The 26,211-nt window shown below is 68.0% G+C and carries 23 protein-coding genes; 8 read left to right on the plus strand and 15 right to left on the minus strand.

Annotation, left to right across the window (positions count from 1 at the left end; genetic code table 11):
• The first annotated feature begins 8 nt into the window (after nt 1-8).
• Complete coding sequence (gene pcl, locus M5E06_RS18585) at nt 9-1,238, plus strand: 4-coumarate--CoA ligase (protein WP_252139470.1); 1,230 nt, start codon at nt 9-11, stop codon at nt 1,236-1,238.
• A 345-nt stretch (nt 1,239-1,583) separates the two neighbouring features.
• Here the strand turns inward: pcl and M5E06_RS18590 are convergent, their stop codons facing one another.
• A complete protein-coding gene (locus M5E06_RS18590; RefSeq protein ID WP_252139471.1) occupies nt 1,584-2,459 on the minus strand; it encodes a LysR family transcriptional regulator in 876 nt (291 codons plus the stop codon).
• Between the two features lie 115 nt (nt 2,460-2,574).
• Between M5E06_RS18590 and M5E06_RS18595 the strand changes: the two genes are divergently transcribed.
• Nucleotides 2,575-3,552, plus strand: a complete 978-nt coding sequence (locus M5E06_RS18595; RefSeq protein ID WP_252139472.1) for a quinone oxidoreductase family protein — start codon at nt 2,575-2,577, stop codon at nt 3,550-3,552.
• A gap of 19 nt (nt 3,553-3,571) precedes the next feature.
• On the opposite strand, the gene M5E06_RS18600 is transcribed toward M5E06_RS18595, so the two are convergent.
• Together M5E06_RS18600 and M5E06_RS18605 are read right to left on the minus strand one after the other, a co-directional pair.
• Nucleotides 3,572-4,048 (minus strand): GNAT family N-acetyltransferase, encoded by a 477-nt coding sequence (locus M5E06_RS18600; protein ID WP_252139473.1) that lies wholly within the window; start codon nt 4,046-4,048, stop codon nt 3,572-3,574.
• A gap of 31 nt (nt 4,049-4,079) precedes the next feature.
• Nucleotides 4,080-5,225, minus strand: coding sequence for a PQQ-dependent sugar dehydrogenase (locus M5E06_RS18605; RefSeq protein ID WP_252139474.1), 1,146 nt, complete (start codon nt 5,223-5,225; stop codon nt 4,080-4,082).
• Between the two features lie 210 nt (nt 5,226-5,435).
• Between M5E06_RS18605 and M5E06_RS18610 the strand changes: the two genes are divergently transcribed.
• Nucleotides 5,436-6,470 carry a sensor histidine kinase gene (locus tag M5E06_RS18610; protein ID WP_252139475.1) on the plus strand — a complete coding sequence of 345 codons (1,035 nt, stop codon included), beginning with the start codon at nt 5,436-5,438 and terminating at the stop codon, nt 6,468-6,470.
• Nucleotides 6,471-6,548: 78 nt separating this feature from the next.
• Here M5E06_RS18610 and groL read toward each other — a convergent pair whose 3' ends face one another.
• Nucleotides 6,549-8,174, minus strand: a complete 1,626-nt coding sequence (gene groL / locus M5E06_RS18615) for a chaperonin GroEL (RefSeq protein ID WP_252139476.1) — start codon at nt 8,172-8,174, stop codon at nt 6,549-6,551.
• An 18-nt stretch (nt 8,175-8,192) separates the two neighbouring features.
• The gene (gene groES / locus M5E06_RS18620; RefSeq protein WP_109154222.1) at nt 8,193-8,510 is read right to left on the minus strand and encodes a co-chaperone GroES; all 318 of its coding nucleotides are present in this window, start codon (nt 8,508-8,510) and stop codon (nt 8,193-8,195) included.
• A gap of 488 nt (nt 8,511-8,998) precedes the next feature.
• Here groES and M5E06_RS18625 point away from each other — a divergent pair, with 488 nt between their 5' ends.
• The 3 genes from M5E06_RS18625 (at nt 8,999) to M5E06_RS18635 (ending at nt 10,867) form a co-directional block, all read left to right on the plus strand.
• Nucleotides 8,999-9,277, plus strand: coding sequence for a type II toxin-antitoxin system HicA family toxin (locus M5E06_RS18625; protein WP_109154221.1), 279 nt, complete (start codon nt 8,999-9,001; stop codon nt 9,275-9,277).
• On the plus strand, nt 9,274-9,657 hold the full coding sequence (locus M5E06_RS18630; protein ID WP_109154220.1) for a type II toxin-antitoxin system HicB family antitoxin: 384 nt from the start codon (nt 9,274-9,276) through the stop codon (nt 9,655-9,657). Before M5E06_RS18625 ends, M5E06_RS18630 begins: the two co-directional genes overlap by 4 nt.
• Nucleotides 9,658-9,790: 133 nt before the next feature.
• Nucleotides 9,791-10,867 carry an NAD(P)-dependent alcohol dehydrogenase gene (locus tag M5E06_RS18635; RefSeq protein WP_109154219.1) on the plus strand — a complete coding sequence of 359 codons (1,077 nt, stop codon included), beginning with the start codon at nt 9,791-9,793 and terminating at the stop codon, nt 10,865-10,867.
• Nucleotides 10,868-10,892: 25 nt separating this feature from the next.
• Here M5E06_RS18635 and M5E06_RS18640 read toward each other — a convergent pair whose 3' ends face one another.
• From M5E06_RS18640 to M5E06_RS18650, 3 genes are all read right to left on the minus strand, one after another.
• Nucleotides 10,893-12,017, minus strand: coding sequence for a hypothetical protein (locus M5E06_RS18640; RefSeq protein ID WP_252139477.1), 1,125 nt, complete (start codon nt 12,015-12,017; stop codon nt 10,893-10,895).
• Nucleotides 12,018-12,131: 114 nt separating this feature from the next.
• A complete protein-coding gene (locus M5E06_RS18645; protein WP_252139478.1) occupies nt 12,132-13,643 on the minus strand; it encodes an MptA/MptB family glycosyltransferase in 1,512 nt (503 codons plus the stop codon).
• 556 nt (nt 13,644-14,199) lie between these two features.
• A complete protein-coding gene (locus M5E06_RS18650; protein WP_252139479.1) occupies nt 14,200-15,468 on the minus strand; it encodes an ABC transporter substrate-binding protein in 1,269 nt (422 codons plus the stop codon).
• A 249-nt stretch (nt 15,469-15,717) separates the two neighbouring features.
• Here M5E06_RS18650 and M5E06_RS18655 point away from each other — a divergent pair, with 249 nt between their 5' ends.
• A complete protein-coding gene (locus M5E06_RS18655) occupies nt 15,718-16,467 on the plus strand; it encodes a response regulator (RefSeq protein WP_252139480.1) in 750 nt (249 codons plus the stop codon).
• Nucleotides 16,457-17,917, plus strand: a complete 1,461-nt coding sequence (locus M5E06_RS18660; RefSeq protein WP_252139481.1) for an ATP-binding protein — start codon at nt 16,457-16,459, stop codon at nt 17,915-17,917. The genes M5E06_RS18655 and M5E06_RS18660 overlap by 11 nt, the downstream gene beginning before the upstream one ends.
• A gap of 75 nt (nt 17,918-17,992) precedes the next feature.
• On the opposite strand, the gene M5E06_RS18665 is transcribed toward M5E06_RS18660, so the two are convergent.
• The 7 genes from M5E06_RS18665 to M5E06_RS18695 form a co-directional block, all read right to left on the minus strand.
• Nucleotides 17,993-18,817, minus strand: coding sequence for an aldo/keto reductase (locus M5E06_RS18665; protein WP_252139482.1), 825 nt, complete (start codon nt 18,815-18,817; stop codon nt 17,993-17,995).
• 137 nt (nt 18,818-18,954) lie between these two features.
• On the minus strand, nt 18,955-21,240 hold the full coding sequence (locus tag M5E06_RS18670) for a xanthine dehydrogenase family protein molybdopterin-binding subunit (RefSeq protein ID WP_252139483.1): 2,286 nt from the start codon (nt 21,238-21,240) through the stop codon (nt 18,955-18,957).
• Complete coding sequence (locus M5E06_RS18675; protein ID WP_252139484.1) at nt 21,237-22,226, minus strand: FAD binding domain-containing protein; 990 nt, start codon at nt 22,224-22,226, stop codon at nt 21,237-21,239. Before M5E06_RS18675 ends, M5E06_RS18670 begins: the two co-directional genes overlap by 4 nt.
• Nucleotides 22,223-22,753 carry a 2Fe-2S iron-sulfur cluster-binding protein gene (locus tag M5E06_RS18680; protein WP_252139485.1) on the minus strand — a complete coding sequence of 177 codons (531 nt, stop codon included), beginning with the start codon at nt 22,751-22,753 and terminating at the stop codon, nt 22,223-22,225. Before M5E06_RS18680 ends, M5E06_RS18675 begins: the two co-directional genes overlap by 4 nt.
• Before the next feature lie 187 nt (nt 22,754-22,940).
• Nucleotides 22,941-24,050 (minus strand): ABC transporter ATP-binding protein, encoded by a 1,110-nt coding sequence (locus M5E06_RS18685; RefSeq protein WP_252139486.1) that lies wholly within the window; start codon nt 24,048-24,050, stop codon nt 22,941-22,943.
• Nucleotides 24,051-24,057: 7 nt separating this feature from the next.
• Nucleotides 24,058-24,948 carry a carbohydrate ABC transporter permease gene (locus M5E06_RS18690; RefSeq protein ID WP_136703700.1) on the minus strand — a complete coding sequence of 297 codons (891 nt, stop codon included), beginning with the start codon at nt 24,946-24,948 and terminating at the stop codon, nt 24,058-24,060.
• Complete coding sequence (locus M5E06_RS18695) at nt 24,941-25,906, minus strand: carbohydrate ABC transporter permease (RefSeq protein WP_252139487.1); 966 nt, start codon at nt 25,904-25,906, stop codon at nt 24,941-24,943. The genes M5E06_RS18690 and M5E06_RS18695 overlap by 8 nt, the downstream gene beginning before the upstream one ends.
• Nucleotides 25,907-26,211: the final 305 nt, after the last annotated feature.

Here is a 26,211-nt window from a genome sequence, read left to right on the forward strand (position 1 = left end):
GGGTTGCGATGACGATCCAACGATGGTGGCGGAATCGCGAGAGCCTGAGCCGGGTCGTGTGCGATTTGCTGGCGGGCGAATTCGCTCGGCTTCGGCCGGGCGGTTCGCCGCCGGCGCATCCCCATCGCTGGCCGGAGACGCTTCCGCTCGGCCCTGACGGGGTGGGAGCCGACTCCCTCGATCTCCTGCAACTCGCCTCGGCCCTCAACGAGGCGCTGCACCTGCACCGTAGCGGCATCGAGGATTACCTTCTGGTGCATCGGACGGTCGGGGACTGGCTCGACGTTTGCGAGGCGGCGCTCGGCCGTTTCGACGGTGCGCTGAGTTTCCGCACCTCGGGCAGCACCGGCGAGGGGAAGCGCTGCGAGCATCCGCTGGCCGCGCTGGAGGAAGAGGCCGATGCGCTGGCCGCTCTCCTGTCCGGCGGCGCGGAGGCGCCGCGGCGGGTCGTGAGCGTCGTCCCGGCCCACCACATCTACGGCTTCCTGTTCACGGTGCTGCTGCCGGACCGCCTCGCCGTCCCGGTGGTGGATGGACGCGGCACCTCACCCGGTGGTCTTGCGGCCCAGCTGGGTCCCGGTGACCTTGTCGTCGCCCACCCCGACTGGTGGGGCGCCTTGCTGCGGTCCGGCGCGGCGCTGGCGGGCGGGGTGACGGGCACCAGTTCCACCGCGCCCTGTCCGGCGGACACGGCGCGCGGCGTGCGTGGGATCGGATTGGCGCGGCTGGTGGAGGTGTTCGGGTCTTCGGAAACTGCCGGGCTCGGCTGGCGCGAGAGCCCCGACGCACCGTTCCGGCCCTTTCCCTGGTGGCGTTTCGGCGACGACGGCAGGGTGACCCGGCATCTGGCCGACGGAACGGTCCTGTTCGCCACGCTCCAGGACCGGTTGAGTCACGGCGAAGGAGGCTTCCGCCCAAGCGGTCGCCTCGACACCGTCGTGCAGGTCGGTGGGGTCAACGTGTCATTGGCGGCGGTGCAGGCGCATCTGGCCGGCAATCCCGATGTCGAAGCCGCCGCCGTACGGTTGATGCGGCCGGAGGAGGGGACACGCCTCAAGGCCTTCATCGTCCCGGCACGCAATGCTCCGCCGCGGGAGGAGCTGTACCGGCGGCTGACCGACTGGATCGAGGCGACGCTTCCCGCCCCGCAGCGTCCGCGTGCGCTTGCCTTCGGCCCGGCATTGCCGGTGAATGGAATGGGAAAGCCCTGCGACTGGCCGCTGGCGACTGATCGCTGACGTCGCAGGGGTGAGCGGCGGGGCGGGTTGCCCGCGGAATTCGTCTGGAAGACGCGGGCCAACCGCTCCCCTCGCCGGGCTTAGAAGCCGATGATGCCGGTCATCCAAAGCAGGATCACGATAATTCCGGGAACACCCAGAAGCCAAAGCAAGATAGGCATGCGACGCCTCCATATTCCGAGTGACAGGTTGGAAGAGCAGAACTCTTCGATGCTGCCGATTTAACGGAGCGGCGTGGGCATCTGTTCCATCATTTTTTTGCCGCGCTCACGGTAGACGCAAAAATTTCAAGGACGCCGCGGATGGAACCGTTCGGAACTGGGCGGTGGCAGGCGATGAACTCCCTCAATCCTCCAGCAGTTGCCGCCCGTCGGCGATGATCGACACCAGGGCGTCCATCACCGCCCGCACCCGTGCCGACCGCCGCAGGTCGCCATGCACCAGCAGCCAGAGTTCGCGCGGCTGCGGCGGCGGGAGAGCGGGGTCGGGCATGACCGCGACCAGGGCGGGATCGGACCGCCCAAGGAAATGCGGAATCGCCGCGATGCCGACGCCGGCCGACGCCGCCCCGCGCAGGCTCATCAGGTCGTTGGCGCGGAAGACGAAGGGGCGGCGGCCGGCGATCTGGCGCAGCCAGCGCTGTTGCGGCACATGGTCAAGGCTCTCGTCATAGCCGATGAACTCCCAGCCGGCCTCGTCCCTTCCGTCGAGATAGGCTTGCGTGGCGTAAAGCCCGTAGCCCATCGCGCCGATACGGCGGGCGACCAGCCCCTCGTCCTCCGGCCGCTGCAGGCGCAGGGCGAGGTCGGCTTCCCGCCGGGTCAGGCTGACCGCGCGGGCATCGCCCACCAGCTCCACCACCAGCTTCGGCAAGGTCCGCCGCAGCCCGGCCAGCCGCGGGGCGAGGAAATGGCTGGCGAAGGCCGGCGGGGCCGACAGGCGCACCGTGCCGGCCGGCTCACCCGGCTGGCCGCGGGCATGGCGTTCCACCGCCAGCACGCCGTCCTCCACCCGGCGGGCCAGCGCCGCGAACTCCTCCCCCTCCGCCGTCGGGGCGTAGCCGCGCGGCAGCCGGTCGAACAGGCGCACCCCCAGATCGCCTTCCAGCGCCGCCACCCGGCGGGCGACCGTGGAATGGTCCACCCCCAGCCTCCGCGCCGTCGCCGACAGGCTGCCGCTGTCCGCCAGCGCCAGGAAGATGCGCAAGTCATCCCAATTCATCGCTCACCAGTTCTGCGCAAAAACACCCAGTTTGTGGGCGATCTTGCCGAATTACTGCGCGCTGCACCACAGATTAACCTCCGCCCCATCGCAACGATCGACGGAGACAGCCGCTATGATCCGCTCCATTCAGATGACCGCGCCGGGCGGCGCCGAGGTGCTGAAGCACGCCCTTATCGACCTGCCGGCGCCGGGCGCCGGGGAAATCCGCCTGCGCCACGAGGCCGCCGGGGTCAATTTCGTCGACATCTATCACCGCACCGGCCTGTATCCGCTGCCCTCATATCCCGCGATGCTCGGCGTCGAAGGCGCAGGCGTGGTGGAGGCGGTCGGGCCGGGCGTGGAGGGGCTCGCCGTCGGCGACCGCGTCGCCTGGGCCGGTCTGCCGGCCGGCGGCTATGCCGAGGCGCGCCTGCTGGCCGCCGACCGTGCCGTGCGCCTGCCCGACGGGGTGGAACCGGTGACCGCCGCCTCCCTGATGCTGCGCGGGATCACCGCGCACATGCTGCTGAACCGGGTCTGCCCGGTGGGTCCCGGCAGCACGATCCTTGTGCATGCCGCCGCCGGCGGGCTGGGCCTGCTGCTGACCCAGTGGGCGAAGAGCCTCGGCGCCACCGTCATCGGCACTGTCGGCAGCGCCGCCAAGGCGGAGACCGCCCGCGCCCACGGGCTCGACCACGCCATTCTTTACCAGGAGGAGGATTTCGTCGCCGCCGTGCGCGACCTGACCGGCGGGCGCGGAGCCGACGTCGCGGTGGACGGCATCGGCGGCGACACGCTGCGCCGGACCTTCGACGCGGTGCGGCTGTTCGGCACGGTGGCCAGCGTCGGTCAGGCCGGCGGTCCGGTCTCGCCGATCGAGCTGTCCGAACTGGGGCCGCGCCGTTCGCTCTGCCTCGCCCGGCCCAGCGTGTTCGGCTACATGTCCGACCTCGCCGCCTACCGCGTCGCCGCCGAGGAGGTTCTGTCGCGCGTCGCCAAGGGCCTGAGCGCCGGCCCGGTGACCCGCCTGCCGCTGGACGCCGCCGCCGAGGCCCATCGCGCGCTGGAAGGACGCGGCACCAGCGGCGCCCTGGTGCTGATGCCCAACTGACGCCGGCCTGACGCGCCGCCTATTGCGGCGCCAGCCACTTCTCCATCGCATAGTTGTGGATCGGCACGTCGCCGATCCGCAGCTCGCGGCGCTCCAGCAGGGTGAAGCCGCGGCGCAGGAAGAAGGGACGGGCCGCCTCGCTGGCTTCCACATGCAGGCGGGGATGGCCGAGTGCGCGGGCGCGCGCCTCCAGCCTGTCGACCAGTGCCGACATCACGCCTTGGCCGGCGGCTTCCGGCGCGCAATAGAGGAAGTTGATGTGGCCGTCGGATTCGACGTCGCTGAAGGCCACCGGCCGGTCGGTCGCGTCCACTGCGACTAGGGCGACCCGGCCGTCGCCATAGGCCTCCCGCACCCGCTCCACCGTCGGCGCCTGCGCGGCCCAGGCCTCCACCTGCTCGGGGCTGTAGAATCGTCGGCCGATGCCGCGGACGGAGCGCGCATAGATCTCCGCCAGAACCGGGGCGTCCGACGGCCGGTAGTCTCTGATCCTCATCTGCCCCTTCTTTCGGCCCATCTTCAGGCGGTCACTTCGCCGGCGCCAGCCTCAGGACCACGCCGTCGGCGGCATCGGTGATGACATAGAGGGCGCCGTCCGGTCCCTGTGCCACATCGCGGATGCGCGCGTCGAGCGGAATGCGCTCCACCTCCTTCGCGCTGCTTCCGTCGATGGCGACGCGCACCAGCCCCCTGGCGCTCAGGCTGCCAAGCAAAGCGCTGCCCTGCCAGTCGCGGAACAGTCCGCCGGTGTAGAAAACCATGCCGGAGGGCGAGATCACCGGCGTCCAATGGATCGCCGCATCGGCGAAGTCCTTGCGGGTCGGCGGATCGGGGATGTCGCGGCCGTCGTAATGCTTGCCCCAGCTGACCACCGGCCAGCCGTAATTCCTGCCGGCTTCCGGCCGGTTCAGCTCGTCGCCGCCCAGCGGTCCCATCTCGCCGATCCACAGCGAGCCGCTGCGCGGGTCGATGGCCGCCGCCTCGATGTTGCGGTGGCCGTAGGACCAGATGGCGCCGGCCGTCTTGCCCTCGCCGGCGAAGGGGTTGTCCTGCGGCAGCGAGCCGTCGCGGTTCAGCCGGACCACCTTGCCCAGCGTGTTGTCGCGCTTCTGCGCCGGGTCGAATTTGTAGCGTTCGCCGAGCGTCAGGAAGATGTGGCCGTCGGGGGCGAAGGCGATGCGGGTGCCGAAATGGTTGCCGCCGTCCACCTTGGGCGACTGGCGGAAGATGACCTGGAAATCCTCGACCCCGCGCTCGCCCAGTGTGCCGCGTCCCAGCGCCGTCCCGGCGGTTCCGTTCTCGCCCGGCTCGGCATAGGCGAGATAGACGGTGCGGTTGCGGGCGAAATCCGGATCGGCCGCCACGTCCATCAGCCCGCCCTGGCCCTGATTGAAGACCTTCGGCGTGCCGGCCAGCGGCGGGGACAGAGAGCCGTCGCGGGCCATGATCCGCAGCCGCCCCGGCTTCTCCGTCACCAGCGCCCGACCGTCCGGCAGGAAATCGATTCCCCAGGGCCGCTCCAGCCCGTCGGCGAAGCGGCTGACCTCCACCGGCCCGGCACTGGTCGGAACGGTTTTGACCGCCTGCGCCCGGGCAGGGCCGGTGGCCAAAAGACCGGCGGCAACAAGGGCGGCAACAGGGCTGAGGGCCGACAGGGTCAGGGTGCTGCGCATCACGATCCTCCGGATTCTATTGGCTGGCCTTGTAGGTGGGGGTGCCATACCGGCGGCCAAGGCCGGCCACTCCGAAAGACTCCGATGGCGCCACCGCGAAAAGGGGCATCGACGAAATTCGTCACAACATTGTGTGCATACCCGGGTCATCCGAATCCGGATTCAGGCTGTTATCCCTTCCGTTGTGTGGTCGGGAACAGGGCACGGGGTATGGAAAGCATCTTGCGCCGGCTGAATTCCTGTTTGCCGGACGCAGTCTGGGCACAATACGGGATCACGCTGCTGCTGGTGGGGCTGACGGCACTGCTGCGCTATGCGCTGGACCCGCTGCTGTTCAAATACCCGTTCCTGGTCTTCATCCCGACCATCTTCGTCATCTCGCTGCTGTTCGACCGCGGGTCGGGCTATCTGGCCGTGGCCCTGTCCGGGCTGTGTTCGGCCTGGTTCTTCATGAAGCCGGAATGGCAGCTGTGGATCGCCGAACCGGGCGACCGGCTGGCCTTCCTCATCTATATGGCGCTGGGCTTCGGGATCGCCGGCGGAGCCAACGCCCTGCGCCGGGCGAACGAGCAGCTGCGTCTGTCCTGGGACCAGCTGTCCGCCGCCAATGCGGAAAAGGACCTGATGCTGCACGAGATCCACCACCGGATCCGCAACGACCTGCAGCAGATCTGCGCCCAGCTGACGCTCGCGGCCCACCGGTCGGGGACCGGGCAGGACATCGTCAACGGCACCATCGAGCGGATCGGCGTGCTGTCCCGCGTCTATGTCCGCCTGCGCCGGGTGGAGGGCGTCAACATCGTCAGTTCCAAAGACTTCCTGGAAAGTCTGGTGGAGGACATCCAGCTGGGCGTCGTCGGGGTGCGGCCGGTGGCGGTCGGCGCCGAGGTGGACGACGTCGATCTCGACATGGGCATCGCCGTGGCGGTCGGCACCGTCGCCAACGAGCTGATCACCAACGCGCTGAAATACGCCTTCCCCGACGGCCGATCCGGCCGCATCGACCTGACCTTCCGCAAGGAGGAGGGGGAGTGCGTGCTGCGCGTCTGCGACGACGGTGTGGGCATCCTGTCCGATCGGCCGCAGGGAACCGGGCTGGGCGGCCGGATCATGCGGCAGCTGGCCAAGCAGCTGCGTGGCAGCCTCGACCTCGAACCCCGGCCGGAGCAGGGACTAAAGGTCACCCTGCGCTTTCCCTGCTGCCGCGAGGCGGCGCAGTCGGACGACAGGCCCGCCGCCGCATGAAAAGAGGGGCCGCGCCACCAAGGGCGCGACCCCGTCCAGGGAACATCCTAAGACATGTCCGGGCGGATGCCGTCCGGATCAGAAGTCCATGTCGGCGCCGGGGGCGGGCATGGCGGGCTTCTTCTCCGGCAGTTGGGCGACCATCGCCTCGGTGGTGATCAGCAGGCCGGCGACGGAGGCCGCATCCTGCAGCGCGGTGCGCACCACCTTGGCCGGGTCGATGATGCCGGCCTTCACCAGATCGCACCATTCGCCCTTGGCCGCGTCATAGCCGACGCCGTAGTCCTTGCTGTCGTTCAGCTTGCCGACGATGATCGAGCCGTCGACGCCGGCGTTGGTGGCGATCTGGCGCACCGGGGCGGTCAGCGCCCGGCGCACGATCTCCACGCCGACGCGCTGGTCGTCATTGGCCGGCTTGACGCTCTCCAGCACCGCGACCGCACGGGCCAGCGCCACGCCGCCGCCGGGCAGGATGCCTTCCTCCACCGCCGCGCGGGTGGCGTGCATGGCGTCGTCGACGCGGTCCTTGCGCTCCTTCACCTCGACCTCGGTGGCGCCGCCGACGCGGATCACCGCGACGCCGCCGGCCAGCTTGGCCAGACGCTCCTGCAGCTTCTCGCGGTCGTAGTCGGAGGTCGTCTCCTCGATCTGCTGGCGGATCTGGGTGCAGCGGGCCTTGATGTCGTCCTTCGACCCGACGCCGTTGACGATGGTGGTGTTGTCCTTGGTGATGACCACCTTGTCGGCGCGGCCCAGCATGTCGATGGTGACGCTGTCCAGCTTGATGCCCACCTCCTCGCTGATGACCTGGCCGCCGGTGAGGATGGCGATGTCCTCCAGCATCGCCTTGCGGCGGTCGCCGAAGCCGGGGGCCTTCACCGCCGCGACCTTCAGGCCGCCGCGCAGGCGGTTGACCACCAGGGTCGCCAGCGCCTCGCCCTCGACCTCCTCGGCGATGATCAGGAGCGGCTTGCCCGACTGCACGACCTTCTCCAGCACCGGGATGATGGCCTGGATGCCGGACAGCTTCTTGTCGTGGATCAGGATGTAGGGGTCGTCCAGCTCCACCTGCATCTTGTCGGCGTTGGTGACGAAGTAGGGTGAGGTGTAGCCACGGTCGAACTGCATGCCTTCGACGACATCCAGCTCGGTCTCCAGGCTCTTGGCCTCCTCGACGGTGATGACGCCCTCGTTGCCGACCTTCTCCATCGCGCGGGCCAGCATGTCGCCGATCTCGCGGTCGCCGTTGGCGGAGATGGTGCCGACCTGGGCGATCTCCTCGTTGGTGGTCACCTTCTTGGAGCGGGCCTTCAACTCGGTCACCACGGCGTCGACCGCCATGTCGATGCCGCGCTTCAGGTCCATCGGGTTGATCCCGGCGGCGACCGACTTGGCGCCCTCGCGGACGATGGCCTGCGCCAGCACGGTGGCGGTGGTGGTGCCGTCGCCGGCCAGATCGGCGGTCTTCGACGCCACCTCGCGCAGCATCTGCGCGCCCATGTTCTCGAACTTGTCGGCCAGCTCGATTTCCTTGGCGACCGACACGCCGTCCTTGGTGATGCGCGGGGCGCCGAACGACTTCTCGATCACCACGTTGCGGCCCTTCGGCCCCAGCGTGACCTTCACGGCGTCGGCCAGGATGTCCACGCCGCGCAGCATCTTGTCGCGGGCGGTGGAGCCGAACTTCACGTCCTTCGCAGCCATGGTCCTGTTCCTCCCCTATCACGCAGCCTTCTTGGCGGGTTCGGCGGCAGCCTCGATCACGCCGAGGATGTCGCTCTCCTTCATGATCAGGAGATCCTCGCCGTCGATCTTCACCTCGGTGCCGGACCATTTGCCGAACAGCACGCGGTCGCCAGGCTTCACGTCGAGGGCGATCAGCTTGCCGGCCTCGTCCCGCGCGCCCGCACCGACGGCGATGACCTCGCCCTCCTGCGGCTTTTCCTTGGCGGTGTCGGGGATGATGATGCCGCCCTTCGTCCTGGTGTCGGATTCGACGCGGCGGACCAGAACGCGGTCGTGAAGCGGTTTGAACTTCATGGTGTGACACTCCTTGAGCTTAAGCGAATGTCTGACTTTCCCAAGCACGCCCGAATGGGCCGCGCTTTCGGGTGGGAAATTTACTCAGGCTGTTTTTGTCGTCAAGGGGGTTTTTTAAGAAGAAGCGTACGGGATTTCTCCCAGTTTGACTTTCAATGCCAAGTGCCCATGGCCGCTTACGCAGACACAGGCGATCTGTTTTCTCGGATTTTCTTGAGGTCTTGCCGGCCGGGTTTGGTCGTTGTCTCAGGCGGGCGCAGATTCCGGCCGGACCGGACAGGGTGGGGCGCGCAAGAGTCTTGTCGTCGGCATCGCACACATCCTCCGCAGAGCAACATGCAGGACACGGTCTTCGGGTGCGCCGGGATCCTGTCGGGTGAGGCACCCTGGCGCGGGCAAAATTTAGTCAGGCGCGGACAGGCGTCAAGATGGGACGGCGAGGCCGTCGGCAGCTTGTTTGTCGGTACCGCCCGTGATACTATCCAACCATGACTCAGACGGATAAGATCCTCGCCCGCATGAAGAACAATCCGCGGGATTGGCGGATCGAGGATCTTGAGGCTGTCGCCCGCGCACAGGGCGTGACTATCCGAAAGCCTTCCGGCAGCCACGTTATTTTCGACTATCCCGGTGTTGTCGAGGCGCCATCCGTCCCTGCTCATCGCCCGATCAAGCCGGTTTATGTCAAAGCGTTCGTCGCCTTCATCGAAGCCGTCCAGGAACGACGGGTGTTGGAGCAGCGCGAAGCACAGGAGAATGACCGATGAAACTCGACTATCCTTTCACCATCCGGCCCCTCAGCGACGAGGATGGCGGCGGATATCTGATCGAGTTTCCGGACCTTCCCGGCTGCATGTCCGACGGCGATTCCATCGAAGAGGCGATTTCCAACGGTGCCGACGCCATGCATGGCTGGATCGAGGCAATGCGCGCCGCCGGCCGGGAGATTCCGCCGCCGTCGGTCGCCGATGACGGGGCTTTCAGCGGTAAATGGCAGCAGAGGGTGCCGAAATCGCTTCACCGGCGGCTCAGCGAACGGGCCGGACGTGAGGGCGTCAGCCTGAACACTCTGGTCGTCTCGCTCCTTTCCGAAGGGTTGGGGCGCCGTGACGGTGCGGGCCCCGACGCCAAAGCTCCCACCTTTTAATCTGCATCAACGCGGGCTCCCTCCCCGCCGTGCCAGACTGGACGGCGTGAAGCACAGCGCCGGCCGCGGGCCGTTCGCGATGTTTGCGCGACGCAGCTCCGGGACCGGCGGCCACCATCAAGGGGAGGACGCCATGGTCATGATGAAAGCGGCGGTATTCGTCGAACCGGGCCGCATCGTGCTGGACGACAAGCCGGTCCCCGACGTCGGACCGCTCGACGCGCTGATCCGCATCACCACGACGACGATCTGCGGCACCGACATCCACATCCTGAAGGGCGAATATCCGGTCAATCGCGGCCTCACCATCGGTCACGAGCCGGTCGGCATCATCGAAAAGCTGGGCTCCGCCGTCACCGGCTACCAGGAGGGCCAGCGGGTGATCGCCGGAGCCATCACCCCCAGCGGCCACAGCAACGCCTGCCTGTGCGGCTGCCACTCCCAGGACGGCGCCGGCACCAGGCATGGCTGGAAGCCGCTGGGCGGCTGGCGCTTCGGCAACAGCATCGACGGCGCCCAGGCCGAATATCTGCTGGTGCCCGACGCGATGACCAACCTCGCCCCCGTCCCCGACGGGCTGACGGACGAGGAGGTGCTGATGTGCCCGGACATCATGTCCACCGGCTTCGCCGGGGCGGAGCGCGGCAACATCCGCATCGGCGACACGGTGGCGGTGTTCGCGCAAGGCCCCATCGGCCTCTGCGCCACCGCCGGGGCCAAGCTGAAGGGCGCCACCACCATCATCGCCGTGGACGCCGTGCCGGCGCGGATGGAGATGGCGCGGCGCATGGGCGCCGACCACGTGGTCAACTTCCGCGAGGTCGATCCGGTGGAGGAGATCATGCGCCTCACCGACGGCCGCGGCGTCGATGTCGCCATCGAGGCGCTGGGCACCCAGGCGACCTTCGAAGCCGCCTTGCGCGTCCTGCGTCCCGGCGGCACGCTGTCCAGTCTGGGCGTCTATTCCGGCGACCTGCGCCTGCCGCTGGGGCCGTTCGCGGCAGGGTTGGGCGACCACACCATCGTCACTTCGCTCTGCCCCGGCGGCAAGGAGCGGATGCGCCGGCTGCTTGGCGTCGTCGCCTCCGGCCGCGTCGACCTGAAGCCGCTGGTCACCCACCGCTTCACGCTGGACCAGATCGAAGCGGCCTATGAGCTGTTCGGCCACCAGCGCGACGGCGTGCTGAAGGTGGCGATCACGCCGAACTGACGGCGGTCGCGACGCCGGCGTCCCCCTATGCGCGCCCTCCTATGCCTCGTTTGTAGACGATCAGGAAGGCCACGGCGCAGAGGAAGGGAAGCCCGGCGTCGCGCAGGTCGTTGTTGAGGTGGAGCATGGCGGCATAGAGAACGATGCCGGTCACCGCGATCGTCGGCAGCAGGGCGTCGGCGATGCCCAGGATTCCGCGTCCGTCCAGCCAGGCTCCCACCGCCAGGGTCGCGCGGACCAGCGCGATCAGGATGAGGAAGGCGATGCAGGCCAGCAGAACATATTCCAGGGTGATTGCCGCCGGCAGATAGGCGGCGGGAACCGATCCGGCGAGGACCGGCGCCAGCGCGCCATGCGCCGACCTCACCGCGGCGACGGCGATGTAATGCAACGCGGTCGCCAGCAGCAGATTGCCGGACAGCAGGTCCACGGTCCGCCAGGACAGGAAGGCCGGCCAGCGGACGCGGTCGAGGGCGAGGAACGCCAGCGCGGTCGCACTGCCGAACAGCAGCGCATAGTCGGGCGACAGCGGCCATTTCGACAGTCTGTGCCCGAGGATCAGGATGTCGAACAGCGCCACCGACAGCCCCAACAGAGCGATGACGGCGGTGCGTGAGGACTGCCGGTGATGGGCGAACATCCGCCCGGCGACGACGAAGAGGATCCAGGGAAACACCGGAAACCAGCCCGGAAACGGCGACGCGAACAGGTCGTAGACGTAGGGGAGCGGAAGGACGACCCAGGCGCCGCACAGCGCAAGAAGAAAAAGGGCGATGAACACCCTGTTGGCGGCGCCGACGCTGGCGTGGATGTCGAACAGAAGCCGGGCGGCGAAGAGGAACATGAAGAAGTCGCTGGTGAACGGGTTCTTCTCCTGGTACAGGCCGTGGATTGCCGCCAGGATGAACAGCTTCAGATGGCCTTCGATCCGCCGGGCCAGCGGCTTTCTCAGGAAATGATCGAGCGTCATTCCGAAGGCGAAGAAGAACATCACCGGCGCCAGTTCGAATACGAACTGGAGGACGTTGACGAGGTGATCGGCGTCCTTGATCGTGCGGCCCCAATGGGCCGCCACCATGAAGACAAGGGCGGTGACGCGGATGACGTCCAGGCTTCTGTCCCTGGCCGGCTGCGGGGTCGGCATCAGCATAGGGTCACTCCCAGGCAAGGGCGGAGCCGTGGTCCGGCCTGTCGTGGCGAGGGTTTCGATCGTGCTTGCCGGCATCCGGCGCTCCCGCATGACCGGCCCCTCATGATCGGCCCCTCATGATCGGTGAGCCCGTGCGATGCGCAGGCGTCCCGGCAGCGACGCCGCCCAAGCGGCGACCGCCGCCCTCTCCCTGCGGCCAAGCATCCAGACCATGAAGAGGGTTGCCCCCGCATAGAGCGGCAGGGCGGTCAGCGTCTTGGTGTAGAAGGGATCGAATCCGTCTTCATAGCGCCAGAAGGGGACGACCGCGAAGGGGGCCAAGGCCGCGACGCCGAAGATCCAGCGCGAGAACCACCAGGACGGCACCAGCGCGGCCAGCGCCAGCGGCCACAGCATGAACCAGGGCCACAGGTGGGTCGACAGGCCGAACACCACCGCCGCCATCACCGCGGTGGCGGCCTTCCAGGCGTTCTCCGCGGTCGGCCGCCGGTACAGCGCGGCCAGGGTCCACAGGGCGAAGCCGGCAAAGGCTCCGCGCACCAGCCAGCGCAGGGGGGCCATGTCGATGCCCAGCAACCGCTCCGCCACCCGGACGACATCCGCCGGCTGCAGCCACTGCCATCCGGACATGCCGCGCACGGCGTCGAAGAAGGCGGGCGAGCGGTAGAAGAGGAACAGGACGGCCAGGAAGAAGGCGGCGGCGGGAATCCCGCGCAGCAGGTAGGCGGTGAGCCTGTCCTTGAAATCCAGCTTCCTGGTTTTGCCGAGCCTGTAGAGCAGATCGACGGAGACCAGGGCGGCGCTGGTGTATTTGCAGGCGGCCGAGGCGGCCAGAGCCAGCGGGCCGGCGCGGTCGCCGGCGGAAAGGCGCATCAGCCACAGCAGCATCAGGACGACCATCGCCATGTCGTTGTGCGCCTCGCCGGCCGAATAGATGTGGCCGATGGGCAGCCAGCCGAAGGCAACGAGCCCCGCGGCGGCGGTCGCCTCGTCATGGGTCCGGCCGATATGCCGGATGATGGCGAGCCCGCCGATCCAGGCCCCCGCCAGCAGCAGCTTGAACAGAAGCGCGGTCACCCAGACGTTCCCGCCGCTGAGCGCCATGACGCCGGCCGAGACCACCGCCCACAGCGGGCCGTAGGTCATCATCGCCGGCACCTCGTCGAACGGGAAGGCGGCGGCCTGCTCCGGCGTGAAGGGGACATAGTAGGGGTTCTGTCCCCGGACGATCTCCTCGCCCCACAGCGCGGAAAACCAGATGTCCTGCGTCATCACCGGAAACGAGAGGATGCTGACGGCGGTGAAGACGACCGGCCACAGGAACAGCCGGTCCGTCACCGCCTTCGGAATCGGCCCGTCGGCGTCGGACAGCCAGCGGAACAGCCATGCGGCCAAGGCGACCGGAAGGGCGAGCGGCAGGCAATAGACCAGGAAATACAGGCCGTCATGGGTGAAGACATTGCCGGCGGTCAGCGCATGAGCCAACTGGAGGGCCAGCGGGACGGGCAGGTCGGCGATGGAGGCCGCCAGACGGTCGAAGAACGCCGCCTGATTAGGCAAGCCGACTTCGCCATAATGGGTATTCGACGCGGCGAGGAAATAGCTCAACACCGAGAGCGACAACAAGCACAGGGTTGTCGTCAGTCCAAGACGGTCAAGGATCCTGATTGATCCGGTGCCGAATCCGCCGGGTAAAAGGGTGTCCGCAGGCAGTGTTTGTTTCTGGAACGGCATCCGCATTTCGCCCACCAATGATGTTCCCGACGGAAAGGCCGGTAAACACGTTAGCGGAAGTCGGCGGAACCGATAAATTTCTAAAGAGATTCTAGAGAGATTGCTCCGGCACTAATGCCGGCATTGCCTGTCGGACGGCGGCCATTCGCCTTGCGTGCGCGCCGGTTTCCTTCGCTTCCGCACGATCGGGGAAGTAAGCCGCCAGTTGCCGGCAAATGTCCGGCCTGTCGGACCCATCCGATTCCCGTCGGAGATCACCGGAATGACTGTCGGGGTGCCGCAGCAAACTTTCGGCTGCCCGGCGTCATCCTGTTTCACCACCGGAACCGCGGTGCTCCCGCAATTCGCGGGGCGAAAGAAGAAAGCCCCTCTCCCATGGTGGAAGGGGGGCTTCAAGGTCACGCGCAACACCAGAGAAGGAGAGACGACACCAAAGAAAAACGGAGACTTACTTCGCCAGATCGACCGCCTCGGCCAGACGCTTCACCGCGTCCTGCGAGGAGATGGTGGAGTTGAAGTGGGCGGTGACGACGTCCAGGAAGGCGCCGCGGACGGCGCCGGGCACCGCCATTTCATGCGCCATCGACGGCACGGCGCTGTTGCTGTCGATGGCGGTCTTCAGATCGTCCATCGACTTCACCGCGCATTCGTCGAAGCTGTCGCGCGCCATGTCCTGGCGGGCGGGGATCGAGCCCTTCAGCACGTTGAAGGTCTCCTGGAACTTCTTGCCCAGGATCAGCTTGGCCAGCAGCTTCTGACCGGCGGCGCGGTCGGGGTCGGCCGAGCTGAACATGACGAAGCTGTCGGAATTGACGATGTAGCCCGACTTGCCCGGCACATGGGCGCAGACGAAATCCTTGCCCGGCACCTTGCCGGCGGCGGTCAGCTCGCCCTTTTCCCAGTCGCCCATGATCTGCATGGCGGCCTGTCCGTTCATCAGCAGACCGGCGGCGAGGTTCCATTCGCGGCCGGGGAAGCCGTCGTCGACATAGCCGCGCAGCTTGCGCATCTGGTCGAACACCTTGACCATCGTGTCGCTGGTCAGCGACTTTTCGTCCAGTTCCACCAGGGCCTTGCGGTAGAAGTCGGGACCGCCGAGGCCGAGGACGACGTCCTCGAACAGCGCGCCTTCCTGCCAGGGCTGGCCGCCATGGGCGAGCGGGATGATGCCGGCGGCCTTCAGCTTCTCGGCGGCGGCGTTGAACTCGTCCCAGGTTTTGGGGATCTCGACGCCGGCCTTCTTCATCGCCTGCGGGTTCACCCACATCCAGTTGACGCGGTGGATGTTCACCGGAACGGCGTAGTAATGGCCCTTGTAGGTCACCACGTCGCGGATCTGCGGCGGCAGGATGGCGTCCCAATTCTCCGCCTTGGCGACGTCGTCCAGCGTCGCCAGCTTGCCCTGCGCCGCCCAGTCCTTGATGTTCGGACCCTTCAACTGCACCGCGTTCGGCGGGTCGCCGGCCAGCACGCGGGAGCGCAGGACGGTGCTGGCCGCGTCGCCGCCGCCGCCCGCCACCGGCGCGTCGATCCACTTGCCGCCCGCCGCCTCGAAGTCCTGGCGCAGCGCGCCCGCCGCCTTCGATTCGCCGCCGGAGGTCCAGTAATGCAGCACCTCCACCTTCGGCTCGGCCTGGGCCGGCGCGGCCAGCAGGGCGCCGGCCATCACGGTCGCGATCGCGGTCATGCCGAGGATCGATGTGCTGAGAGACGGCATCTTGGACATTTCCCCCTGTTCCCTTCTTCGTTCGGTCTTCCGGCTGGCCGTTCGGCCGCTGGAGGAACTCTATCCCGCAGGCAATTCGGCGCCCGGATTATTTGGTAACAACGCCTTTTCACGGCCACGCCGCTGTTACGCAACCGTTACAAACGAGCCTTGGCGGCGCACTGTACCCGGACCGGCCGGGGAGGCTACACTCGGCGCCAACCAAGAAGAAAGTTCCAATCGGAATAGGGAAGGAAAGCCATGGAGCGCGCGCGCCATCTCCTGGTCGTGGACGACGATCCCGAGATCCGGGACATGCTGCATGATTTCCTGGTGAAGAGCGGCTTCCGCGTCTCCACCGCCGGCGACGGGCGCGAGATGGCGCGGGTGTTGGCGCAATGGCCGGTCGACCTCATCGTCCTCGACGTGATGCTGCCGGGGGAGGACGGGACCAGCCTGTGCCGCGGTCTGCGCGCCAAGTCGGAAACCCCCGTCATCATGTTGACCGCCATGGGCAGCGAGGTCGACCGCATCGTCGGGCTGGAGGTCGGCGCCGACGATTATCTGGTGAAGCCCTTCAGCGCCCGCGAACTGCTGGCCCGCATCCGCGCCATCCTGCGCCGCTGCGGCGGGCCGGAACCGGCGCGCGAACGGCCGCGCGTGCTGGGGTTCGCCGGCTGGTCGCTCGACCAGGGGCGGCGGGAGCTGCGCACGCCCGACCGGGTGGTGGTGCATCTCAGCCAGGGCGAATACGCCCTGCTCGGCACGCTGCTGGAACGCGCGCCGCAGGTGGTGGAGCGCACCGAACTGCTGGAGAAGCACCGCGGCGACACCTCGATCCCCTTCGACCGCAGCATCGACATCCAGATCAGCCGCCTGCGCCGCAAGCTGGAGGAGGGGCCGGGCGGCTCGGCCCTGATCAAGACGGTGCGCGGCATCGGCTATCAGTTCACCGCGACGGTGGTGGACCAGGGTGAATCAGCCTCCTCCGGAACCGGCCGTGGCGCTTGAGCATCTGCTGCCGGCCCGCCTGCGTGCCGCCCGTCTGCGCCACCGCATCCTGGCGGTGATGGTGGCGCTGCTGGCCCTGACCCATGGCGGTGCGCTGGTCGGCATGCATCTGGTGGACGACCGCGCGCGGGAACTGCTGACCGCCCATCGGCTGGGTCCGGCAATGGCCGCGGCGGTGGAGGCGGCCGACCGGGCCGTGCAGGACGGCGTCGCCGCCGGGCCGGCGCTGGCGCTGCACGGTCTGCCCGACCTGTCGGTATCCTGGCAGGCGCCCGGCACCCCCACCGTTCCGCCCGGCTGGGTGCTCGACGGCGTTGTCGACGCGCCGCGCCCGGTGTTCGTCGCCGCCCAGCGCGCCCTGCTGCCGCTCCAGCCCGCCCACGCCCAGACGCTGGCCGAATCGCTGTCCTTGGTGGCGGAGGACACGGCGGCCCAGCTGCGCGACGCCCGCGTCTATGTCCAGCTTGCCGGCGGCGGCTGGCTGGAGTTCGCCAGCCCGCGCTTCTGGCGGCCGCGCAGCACGCCGTTCGAGATGGTGCTGGCCGGGCTGGCGGCCTTCGGTCTGGCGCTGGCGGTGCTGCTCTGGCTGCCCGGCCGGCTGGTCCGCCCGCTGGAGGCGCTGGCGGAGCAGGCGACCCGCCCCCACGACCGCCTCCATCCCCGCCCCCTGCCGGAGGACGGGCCGGAGGAGGTCGCCTCGCTCGCCCGCGCCTTCAACCAGGCGCGCAACGCGCTGCGCGACCTTATGGAGGGGCGCACCCATCTGCTGGCGGCCATCAGCCACGATTTGCGCACCCCGGCGACGCGGCTGCGGCTGCGCGCCGAATATGTCGATGACGACGCGCTGCGCGCCAAGATGATGGCCGACATCGACGAGATGGCGGCGATGGTCACCGCGACGCTGGAGTTCCTCGGCGACGACGTGCTGCGCGAGGAGGTGGAGGTGGTCGCCTTCGCCAGCCTGCTGCAGAGCCTGTGCGACGATTACGCCGACACCGGCGCCCCGGTGACCTACCACGAGCCGCCGCCGCTGCAGTTCGCCGCCGTCCGCACCGTCTTCGGCGGCGGGGTGGAGCGCAACGACCGCTTCGACCAGCCGCGCCAGCTTCGCCTCGCCGGCCGCCCCTCCAGCCTGCGCCGCGCCTTCGCCAACCTGATCGACAACGCCATCAAATACGGCGAGCGCGCCACCGTCTCCGTCGACGCCGACGCCGCCGAGATCGTGGTCGATGTCTGCGACGAGGGGCCGGGCATCCCGGAGGCGGAGATCGCCAACGTCTTCAAGCCGTTCGTCCGGCTGGAAGGCTCCCGCAACCGGAAGACCGGCGGCAGCGGGCTCGGCCTGTCCATCGTGAAGTCGATCGTCGAAGCCCACCAGGGCCGTATCGAGCTGAGCAATCGCGCCAGCGGCGGCTTGCGGGTGCGCGTGACGCTGCCGCGGATGTTGTGAGGGGACTGCGATCAGGGATAATCCCCCTCTCCCCAGGGGGGAGAGGGGATCAAGCGCCGGGCGACCACCCCCAACTCACTTGTCCCAAGCCGGCGCCAGCCCCGCCGGGCTCACGATCCGCCCATCCGGCCGCGCCAGCTTGGCAATCGCAGCCATGTCGCCGTCGTTCAGCGCAAAGTCGAACACCGCGAAGTTCTCCGGCACCCGTTCCGGCTTGGCGGTCTTCGACAGCACGATGTGGCCCAACTGGATCAGCCAGCGCAGCGTCACCTGGGCCGCCGTCTTGCCGTACTTGGCGCCGATCCGCTGCAGCTCCGGATCGTGCGGCACCTTGCCGTCGGCCATGGCGTAATAGGCGGTGATCGCCACGCCCAGCTCCCGGGCCGCCGCCGCCATCTTGCTCTGGTCGAGATAGGGGTGGACCTCGATCTGGTTGGTGACGATGGGGGCTTGGCTGCGCTGCACCGACTCCCGCAGCTGGGCGATGTTCTGGTTGCTGACGCCGATGAAGCGGGTCTTGCCGGCAGCCTGCACCGCGTTCAGCATCTCGATCTGGTCGGCGATGGCGACCTGATCGGCCGGCCAGTGCAGCAGCAGCAGGTCCACCCGGTCGACCTTCAGTTTCTCCAGGCTTTCATCCACCGACGCGGCGAAAAGGTCGGGGCTGTACTTGTCAACCCAGACCTTTGTGGTCAGGAACAGATCGTCGCGACGGGCGCCGGCGGCTTGCAGGGCACGGCCCAGCGCCGCCTCGTTGCGGTAGATCTGCGCGGTGTCGAAATGACGGAAACCGGCTTCCAGGGCGGCCGGAACCACCCGCTCGACCTCCTCGTCCGACATGCGGAAAACGCCGAAGCCCAGCGCGGGGATTTCGGCGCCATTTGCCTTCACGGTCTGCATCCTGCTCTCTCCTGATCGGCGCCGCGGCGCTTCTTCATGTGTCGGATGGAGACATATGGCGGGAGGCGCAGTCTGGAAACCGCCTCTCCCGCCATATCACCTGTGACTTCAATTCCCAGATCGAAGCCGGCGAAGCGTCACATCAGCTTGTCGAGCGTGATCGGCAGATCGCGGATGCGCTTGCCGGTGGCGTTGTAGACGGCATTGGCGACAGCGGCGCCGACGCCGGTGATGCCGATTTCGCCGATGCCGCGGGCACCCATCGGCGCCTGCGGGTCGGGGATGTCGGTGTAGAGGATCTCGATGGCGGGAACGTCCATCTGCACCGGCACGTGATACTCGGCGAGCGAGGCGTTGACGACGCGGCCGGTGCGCGGGTCGAAGTTGGTTTCCTCGGTCAGCGCCAGCCCGATCCCCATGATGATGCCGCCCTTGAACTGGCTGGTCGCCGTCTTGGCGTTCAGGATGCGGCCGGCATCGAAGGAGCCGAGGAAGCGCGACACGCGGACCTCCCCGGTGATCTCGCTGACCCGGACCTCGCAGAACTGCGCGCCGTAGGAATGCATCGAGAAGGCCTCCATCTCTGCCGGCGGCGGGGCGGCGGCCTCGCAGACCAACTCGTCGCGTCCCGACCGTCGCAGGATCGACTCGTAGCTTTCGAAGCGCGCGGCATCCTCGCGGTGGCCGATGCCGCCGTCCCGCGTCTCGACCTCGGTCAGCGACAGGCCGGCCAGCGGCGAATCGTTGCCGGCGAGCTTCAGCAGCTCCTCGACAAAGACCTCCGTCGCGGCGATCACGGCTCCGCCGATCGAAGCCGTCTGCGTCGATCCGCCGGCGATCACCCCGCGCGGTAGGGTCGTGTCGCCATACTCGAAGGTGACGTTGCCGATCGGAACGCCGAGCCGGGCGGCGATGTGCTGGGCCTGCGCCGTCGCCGTGCCCATGCCCATGTCGTGCACTGCGGTCGAAACGGTGACCTGCCCGCCGGCCGTCAGCCTGATCCGCGCCGCACCGCCGGGGAAGCGGTGGTAAGGATAGGTCGCCGTCGCGCAGCCCATGCCGATCAGCCACTCGCCGTCCCGCCGCCCGCGCGGCGTCGGGCTGCGGCGGTCCCAGCCGAACCTCGCCGCGCCCTTCTCATAGGCGTCGATCAGGTGGCGGGAGGAGAAGGGCTTGCCGCTGGTCGGATCCTTTTCCGGCTCGATGCGCCGGCGCAGCTCGATGGGATCGAGGCCGAGCTTGTCGGCAAGCTCGTCGATGGCGCATTCCAGCGCAAAGGTGCCGACGGACTCACCGGGCGCCCGCATGAAGGTGTTCGCCAACATGTCCAGGTCGGCGACCTCCTGGGCCAGCCGGATGGTCTTGGCGGCATAGAGGTGGCGGGCCGGGAAGGTGAACTGTTCGGGGCAGGAGTTGTGGGTGGTCATCGCCACGATGCCGGTGTGGATCAGCGCGTCGAGCCTGCCGTCGGCGCTGGCGCCGAGCGCCACCCGCTGTTCCGTCAGCGTCCGGCCGCCGACGATGCGGAACACCCCCTCGCGCGACAGCATGATGCGCACCGGCCGGCCGGCGAGCTTGGCCGCCGCACAGGCGAGGATCTGGTGGTCCCACAGGCCTTTGCCGCCGAAGCCGCCGCCGACAAAGGGGGAGGAGACGCGGACCTTGTCGGGCTCCAGGCCGAAGATATCGGCCAACTGCCCCGCCGTCAGGTCGAGAAGCTGGCTGGCGTCATGCACCCTCAGCTCGTCGCCGGTCCAGGCCACGGTCGCGGCATGCAGCTCGATGGCATTGTGGTTGTGGCGCGGCGTCCGGTAGATCTGGTCGACCTGTACTGCGGCGGCTTTCAGGGCGGCCTCGGCATCGCCGATCTCGACCACCGGCGGCTGGCCCAGGATGTTGTCCAGCTGGCGCGGCGTCTTCTTCGCCTCGTCGAAGGACGTTACCGCCGGCAGCGGCGCATAGTCGGCTTTGACCAGTGAGGCGGCATGGTCGGCCTGCTCCTGCGTCTCGGCGAGGACGACGGCGATGGGCTGGCCGTTCCAGTGGATCTCGTCATTCTGCATGACCGGCAGGTCGCTCGCCCCGGCGGCGGTCGGCGACGACATCATCAGGGATGGCGCCTTCATCCGCGGCGCGTTGCGGTGGGTCATGACCAGCACGACGCCGGGGGCCGCTTCGGCCGCTGCGGTGTCGAGCACCGTGATCCGCCCGCGCGCGATGGTGCTGAAGGCGAGTGCCGCGTAGCACAGGCCCTCATAAGGAAACTCCGCGGCGAATTGGGCCTTGCCCTGAACCTTCAGCGGCCCGTCGATGCGCGAGACCGGCTGGCCCAGCGCCCCATGCTTGTGCAGCATCGGATCCTGCGTGACCGCCGGCTGCCAGCGGCCGGGCCGGGTGTTTGCGGACTCGGATTGCATGCTCATGCGTCGTCTCCCGTCAGCTCGCCGAGGACGGCGACGATCGTCCGTTTCGCCAGTTCGATCTTGAAGGCGTTGTCGCGAAGCCCGGTCGCGGCGGCGAGTTCCGCCTCCGCGGCGGCGCGGAAGCTCTCCGGGGTGGCTGGCCGGCCCTTCAGCGCGGCTTCGGCCGCCGAGGCCCGCCACGGCTTGTGGGCGACACCGCCGAGCGCCAGCCTCAAGTCGCGCACCGTCCCGTCCTTGTCGAGATCGATGGCGGCGGCGACCGACACCAGCGCGAAGGCATAGCTCGCGCGGTCGCGCACCTTGCGGTAGGTGGAGCGGCGGGCGAAGGGCAGGGGCGGGATTTCCACCGCGGTGATCAGCTCGCCCGGTTTCAGCTCCGTCTCGATGTCCGGCCGGTCGCCGGGCAGGCGGTGCAGGTCGATCAGTGGGATGCTGCGCGGCCCCGCCGGACCCTCCAGATGCACCGTGGCGTCGAGCGCGGCGAGCGCCACGCACATGTCGGACGGATGGGTGGCGACGCAGGCCGGCGACGCGCCGAGGATGGCGTGATAGCGGTTGAAGCCGTCGCGTGCGTCGCAGCCGGACCCCGGCTGCCGTTTGTTGCAGGTCGCCGCGGTGTCATAGAAGTAGCGGCAGCGCGTGCGTTGCAGGATGTTGCCGCCGACCGTCGCCATGTTGCGGATCTGGGCGCTGGCGCCGGCGAGGATCGCGCGGGCGAGGAGCGGGTAATGCCTGCGCACATGGCCATCGGCGGCCAGCGCCGTGTTGGTCGCCGCCGCCCCGATCAGCAGGCCGCCATCGGTGCGCGGCTCGATCCCGCGCGGCAGGCCGGTGACGTCGATTAGCATTTCCGGCCGTTCGACCGTTTCGCGCATCAGATCGACCAGATTGGTGCCGCCGCCGAGATAGCGCGCCGCGGCGCTGCCCTTGGCCAGTTCGATGGCGGCGGAGGCGTCGGACGCCCGTTCATGGGTGAAGGGGTTCATGCCGGCGCCCTCTTCTGCGATGCGGCCGGCGTCTTGACCAGCGTTTCGGAGATGGCCTCGATGATGCCGTTGTAGGCGCCGCAGCGGCAGAGATTGCCGCTCATGCGTTCGCGCAGCTCGCTTTCATCGATGGCGACGCTGTCCGCCGACAGATCGGCGGTGACGACGCTCGGGATGTTGCGTTCGATCTCGCGCGCCATGCCGATGGCGGAACAGAGCTGGCCGGGCGTGCAATACCCGCACTGGAAGCCGTCATGCTCGACGAAGGCCTGCTGCAGCGGATGCAGGGCGCCGTCGCTGCCCAGCCCTTCAACGGTGGTGATGCTGCGGCCCTGATACTGGACCGCCAGCGCGAGGCAGGAATTGATGCGTTCGCCGTCGACCAGCACGGTGCAGGCGCCGCAGGCGCCCTGATCGCAGCCCTTCTTGGTCCCGGTGAATCCCAGACTGTTGCGGAGGAGGTCGAGCAGCGAACTGCGGATATCCGCCTCGACCTCGACGCTTTGGCCATTGATGGTGAAGTTCATCAGCGCATTCCCCATGTCGGAACGGGTCCTGCCCGACGGCGGACCACGGCCGGCCCCCCGCCCTGCGGACGGATTGAGCCGGCCTGTTAACCGTCAACGACGCTGGAAATCACGCTGGTCGGGGAAAGATCTTCCGAGCCAGGAAAATCTCCCTCTCCCCCCGGGGGGAGAGGGCAAGTGTCGCCGGTCAGATCCGCTGTTCGGTCTTCGGGTCGAACAGGTTCGCCCGCGCCATGTCGATCATGAAGTCGGCGGTCTCGCCCTCCGCCACCCGGTCGCTCGGCTTGATGCGGGCGACCACCTCGTGGCCGTTCAGCTCGACATAGGTGATGGTGTCGGCGCCGGTCGGCTCCAGCACATTGACGCCGCAGGCGACCTTCACCAGCGCCGGGTTGCCGGCGGCGATCGCCGGGTCGTAGCAGGTGATGGCCTCCGGACGGATGCCCAGGATCACCTCCTGGCCCAGCCAGTGGCCGGCCTGCTCCGGCGCCTGGAACAGCGGCAGGAAGCCGCTGCGCTCGCGCCCGACGCTGACGCCCAGCCGGTCGCCCTCGGCCGACAGGGTGCCGCGGATGAAGTTCATGGTGGGGGAGCCGATGAAGCTCGCCACATACATGTTGGCCGGGCGCTCGTAGACCTCCTGCGGCGGGGCGAATTGCTGGACGACGCCCTCCTTCATGATGGCGATGCGGCTGGCCAGCGTCATCGCCTCGATCTGGTCGTGGGTGACATAGACCACGGTGGTGCCGAGCCGCTGGTGCAGCTTCTTGATCTCGGTGCGCATGTCGACGCGCAGCTTGGCGTCCAGGTTCGACAGCGGCTCGTCGAACAGGAACACCTTGGGGTCGCGGACCAGGGCGCGGCCCATGGCGACGCGCTGGCGCTGTCCGCCCGACAGCTGCGCCGGCTTGCGGTCCAGCAGATGCTCGATCTGCAACAGCCGGGCGACGCGGCGGATGGCGCCGTCGCGCTCGGTCTTGGCCTGCCCGCGCATCTCCAGCGAGAAGCCGATGTTCCGCGCCACCGTCATGTTGGGATAGAGCGCGTAGGACTGGAACACCATGGCGATGTCGCGGTCCTTGGGATGGACCTCGTTGACCACGCGCTGGTCGATGCGGATCTCGCCGGCGCTGATCGTCTCCAGACCGGCGATCATGTTGAGCAGGGTGGATTTCCCGCAGCCGGAGGGCCCGAGCAGGACGAGGAATTCGCCGTCCGTCAGGTCCAGGTCGATGCCCTTCAGGACCTCGACGCTGCCATACTGCTTGCGGACGTTGTTGATGCTGAGAGTCGCCATCGGAAGATCACCCCTTGACGGAGCCGGCGGTCAGACCGCGGATGAAGTATTTCCCGGCGAGCACATAGACGACGAGGGTGGGCAGGCCGGCGATCATCGCCGCCGCCATGTCGACGTTGTACTGCTTCACGCCGGTGGTGGTGTTGACGAGGTTGTTCAGCGCGACCGTCACCGGCTGGGCGCCGCCCGCCGCGAAGGACGCCCCGTACAGGAAGTCGTTCCAGATCTGGGTGAACTGCCAGATGATCGTCACCACCAGGATCGGCAGCGACAGCGGCAGCATGATCTTGGTGAAGATCTGGAAGAAACCGGCGCCGTCGATGGTCGCGGCCTTCACCAGATCGTCGGGGATGCTGACATAGTAATTGCGGAAGAACAGCGTGGTGAAGGCGAGCCCGTACACCACATGGACCAGGATCAGCCCGCCGGCACTGCCGGCCAGCCCGAGGAAACCCAGCGTCTGCGCCATCGGCAGCAGGATCACCTGCGACGGCAGGAAGCTGCCGAACAGGATCATGCCGAACACGATGTTGGCGCCACGGAACCGCCACTTGGTCAGGGCATAGCCGTTCAGCGCCCCGAAGATGGTGGAGATGACGACCGCCGGCACGACGATGACGATGGAGTTGAGGAAATAGGGCGCCATGCCGCGGCAATCGGCGCCGATGCAGGCGCGGTTCCAGGCATAGCTCCAGGCGTCTAGGCTGAAATCGCGCGGCAGCGACAGCAGCGAGCCGGTGCGGATCTCCTCCGGGCTCTTGAACGAGGTGGTGATCATCAGCAGCAGCGGCAGCAGGTAATAGGCCGCGAACAGCAGAAGGATCAGGTACAGGCCCCAGCGGGCGATGCGGGCGCCGGTGCCCTGCGCCGGCGGCAGGGCGGAGGTCAGGCTAGACACGCTTGCCTCCCTTCAGTTCGGAATAGAGGTAGGGCACGATGATCGCCACCACCGTCGCCAGCATCATCAGCGCGCTGGCCGAGCCGATGGCGATCTGGTTGCGGCGGAAGGTCATCTCGTACATGAAGGTCGCCGGCAGGTCGGAGGCATAGCCGGGGCCGCCGCCGGTCAGCGCCACCACGAGGTCGTAGCTCTTGACCGCGAGGTGGGCGAGGATGACGAAGGCGCTCATGAACACCGGCCGGACCGACGGCAGGACGATGCCCCAATAGATGCGCGGCAGGCTGGCGCCGTCGAGATAGGCCGCCTTGATGATCTCCTGATCGACGCCGCGCAGCGCCGCCAGGAACAGCGCCATGACGAAGCCGGAGCTTTGCCAGACCGCGGCGATCACCAGCGTGTAGACGGCGGTGTCCTGCTGGACGATCCAGTCGAAGGTGAAGGTGGGGAATCCCAGGTCGCGCACGAATTGCTGCACGCCGATGCCGGGGTTGAGGATCCATTTCCAGGCGGTGCCGGTGACGATGAAGCTGAGCGCCATCGGGTAGAGATAGATGGTGCGCAACGCCCCTTCGCCGCGGATGCGCTGGTCGAGCAGCACCGCCAGCAGGATGCCAACGATCAGACTGATGCCGATGAACAGCCCGCCGAAGATCAGCAGATTCTCGATGGCGACGTACCAGCGCTCGATCCGCCACAGCTTGGAGAAGGCGTCGGCGCCGACCAGATCGTAGGAGGGCAGCATCCTGGAATTGGTGAAGCTGATATAGACCGTCCAGGCGATGAAGCCGTAGACGAACAGCAGGATCGCCGCGAAGGACGGGGCGACCACCAGCTTCGACAGATGCCGCTGCGCCACGGCGCGCAGCCCGCCCGCCTTTTGCGGGGTTGTGCTGCCGGGAACGGCCCCGGCGTCCTCTCCGGCGGCCGGTCGCAAGGATGGGGTCTGCATGGTCATGGTGCGAGCCCTGCCGGCTTTCGAGCCAGTGTTCGGGCCGGCGCTGCACACGGATGCAGGTCGCGCATGTCGGTTCCCTCCCGTGACGGGTTGCTGTTGGACCGCCCCGGTGAGGTCTCGCCCGGCGGTCGTTCGCTTGGCGGTCACTGTACGCTGCCGATGATGCGCGGGGCGGACAATTTGGTAACGCGGCGCTTTCCCGGGGCCGGCGTTGTTACGCAACCGTTACACAGATGCGCGCGCACATGCGGGGCGTGCGGATTATGGTCTGCGCCAACGAACAAGATTTGTCGGGGAGCTTCCAT

Origin of the sequence: Azospirillum sp. A1-3, assembly GCF_023806445.1 — a bacterium.
In the GTDB taxonomy this organism is placed as follows: Bacteria; Pseudomonadota; Alphaproteobacteria; order Azospirillales; family Azospirillaceae; genus Azospirillum.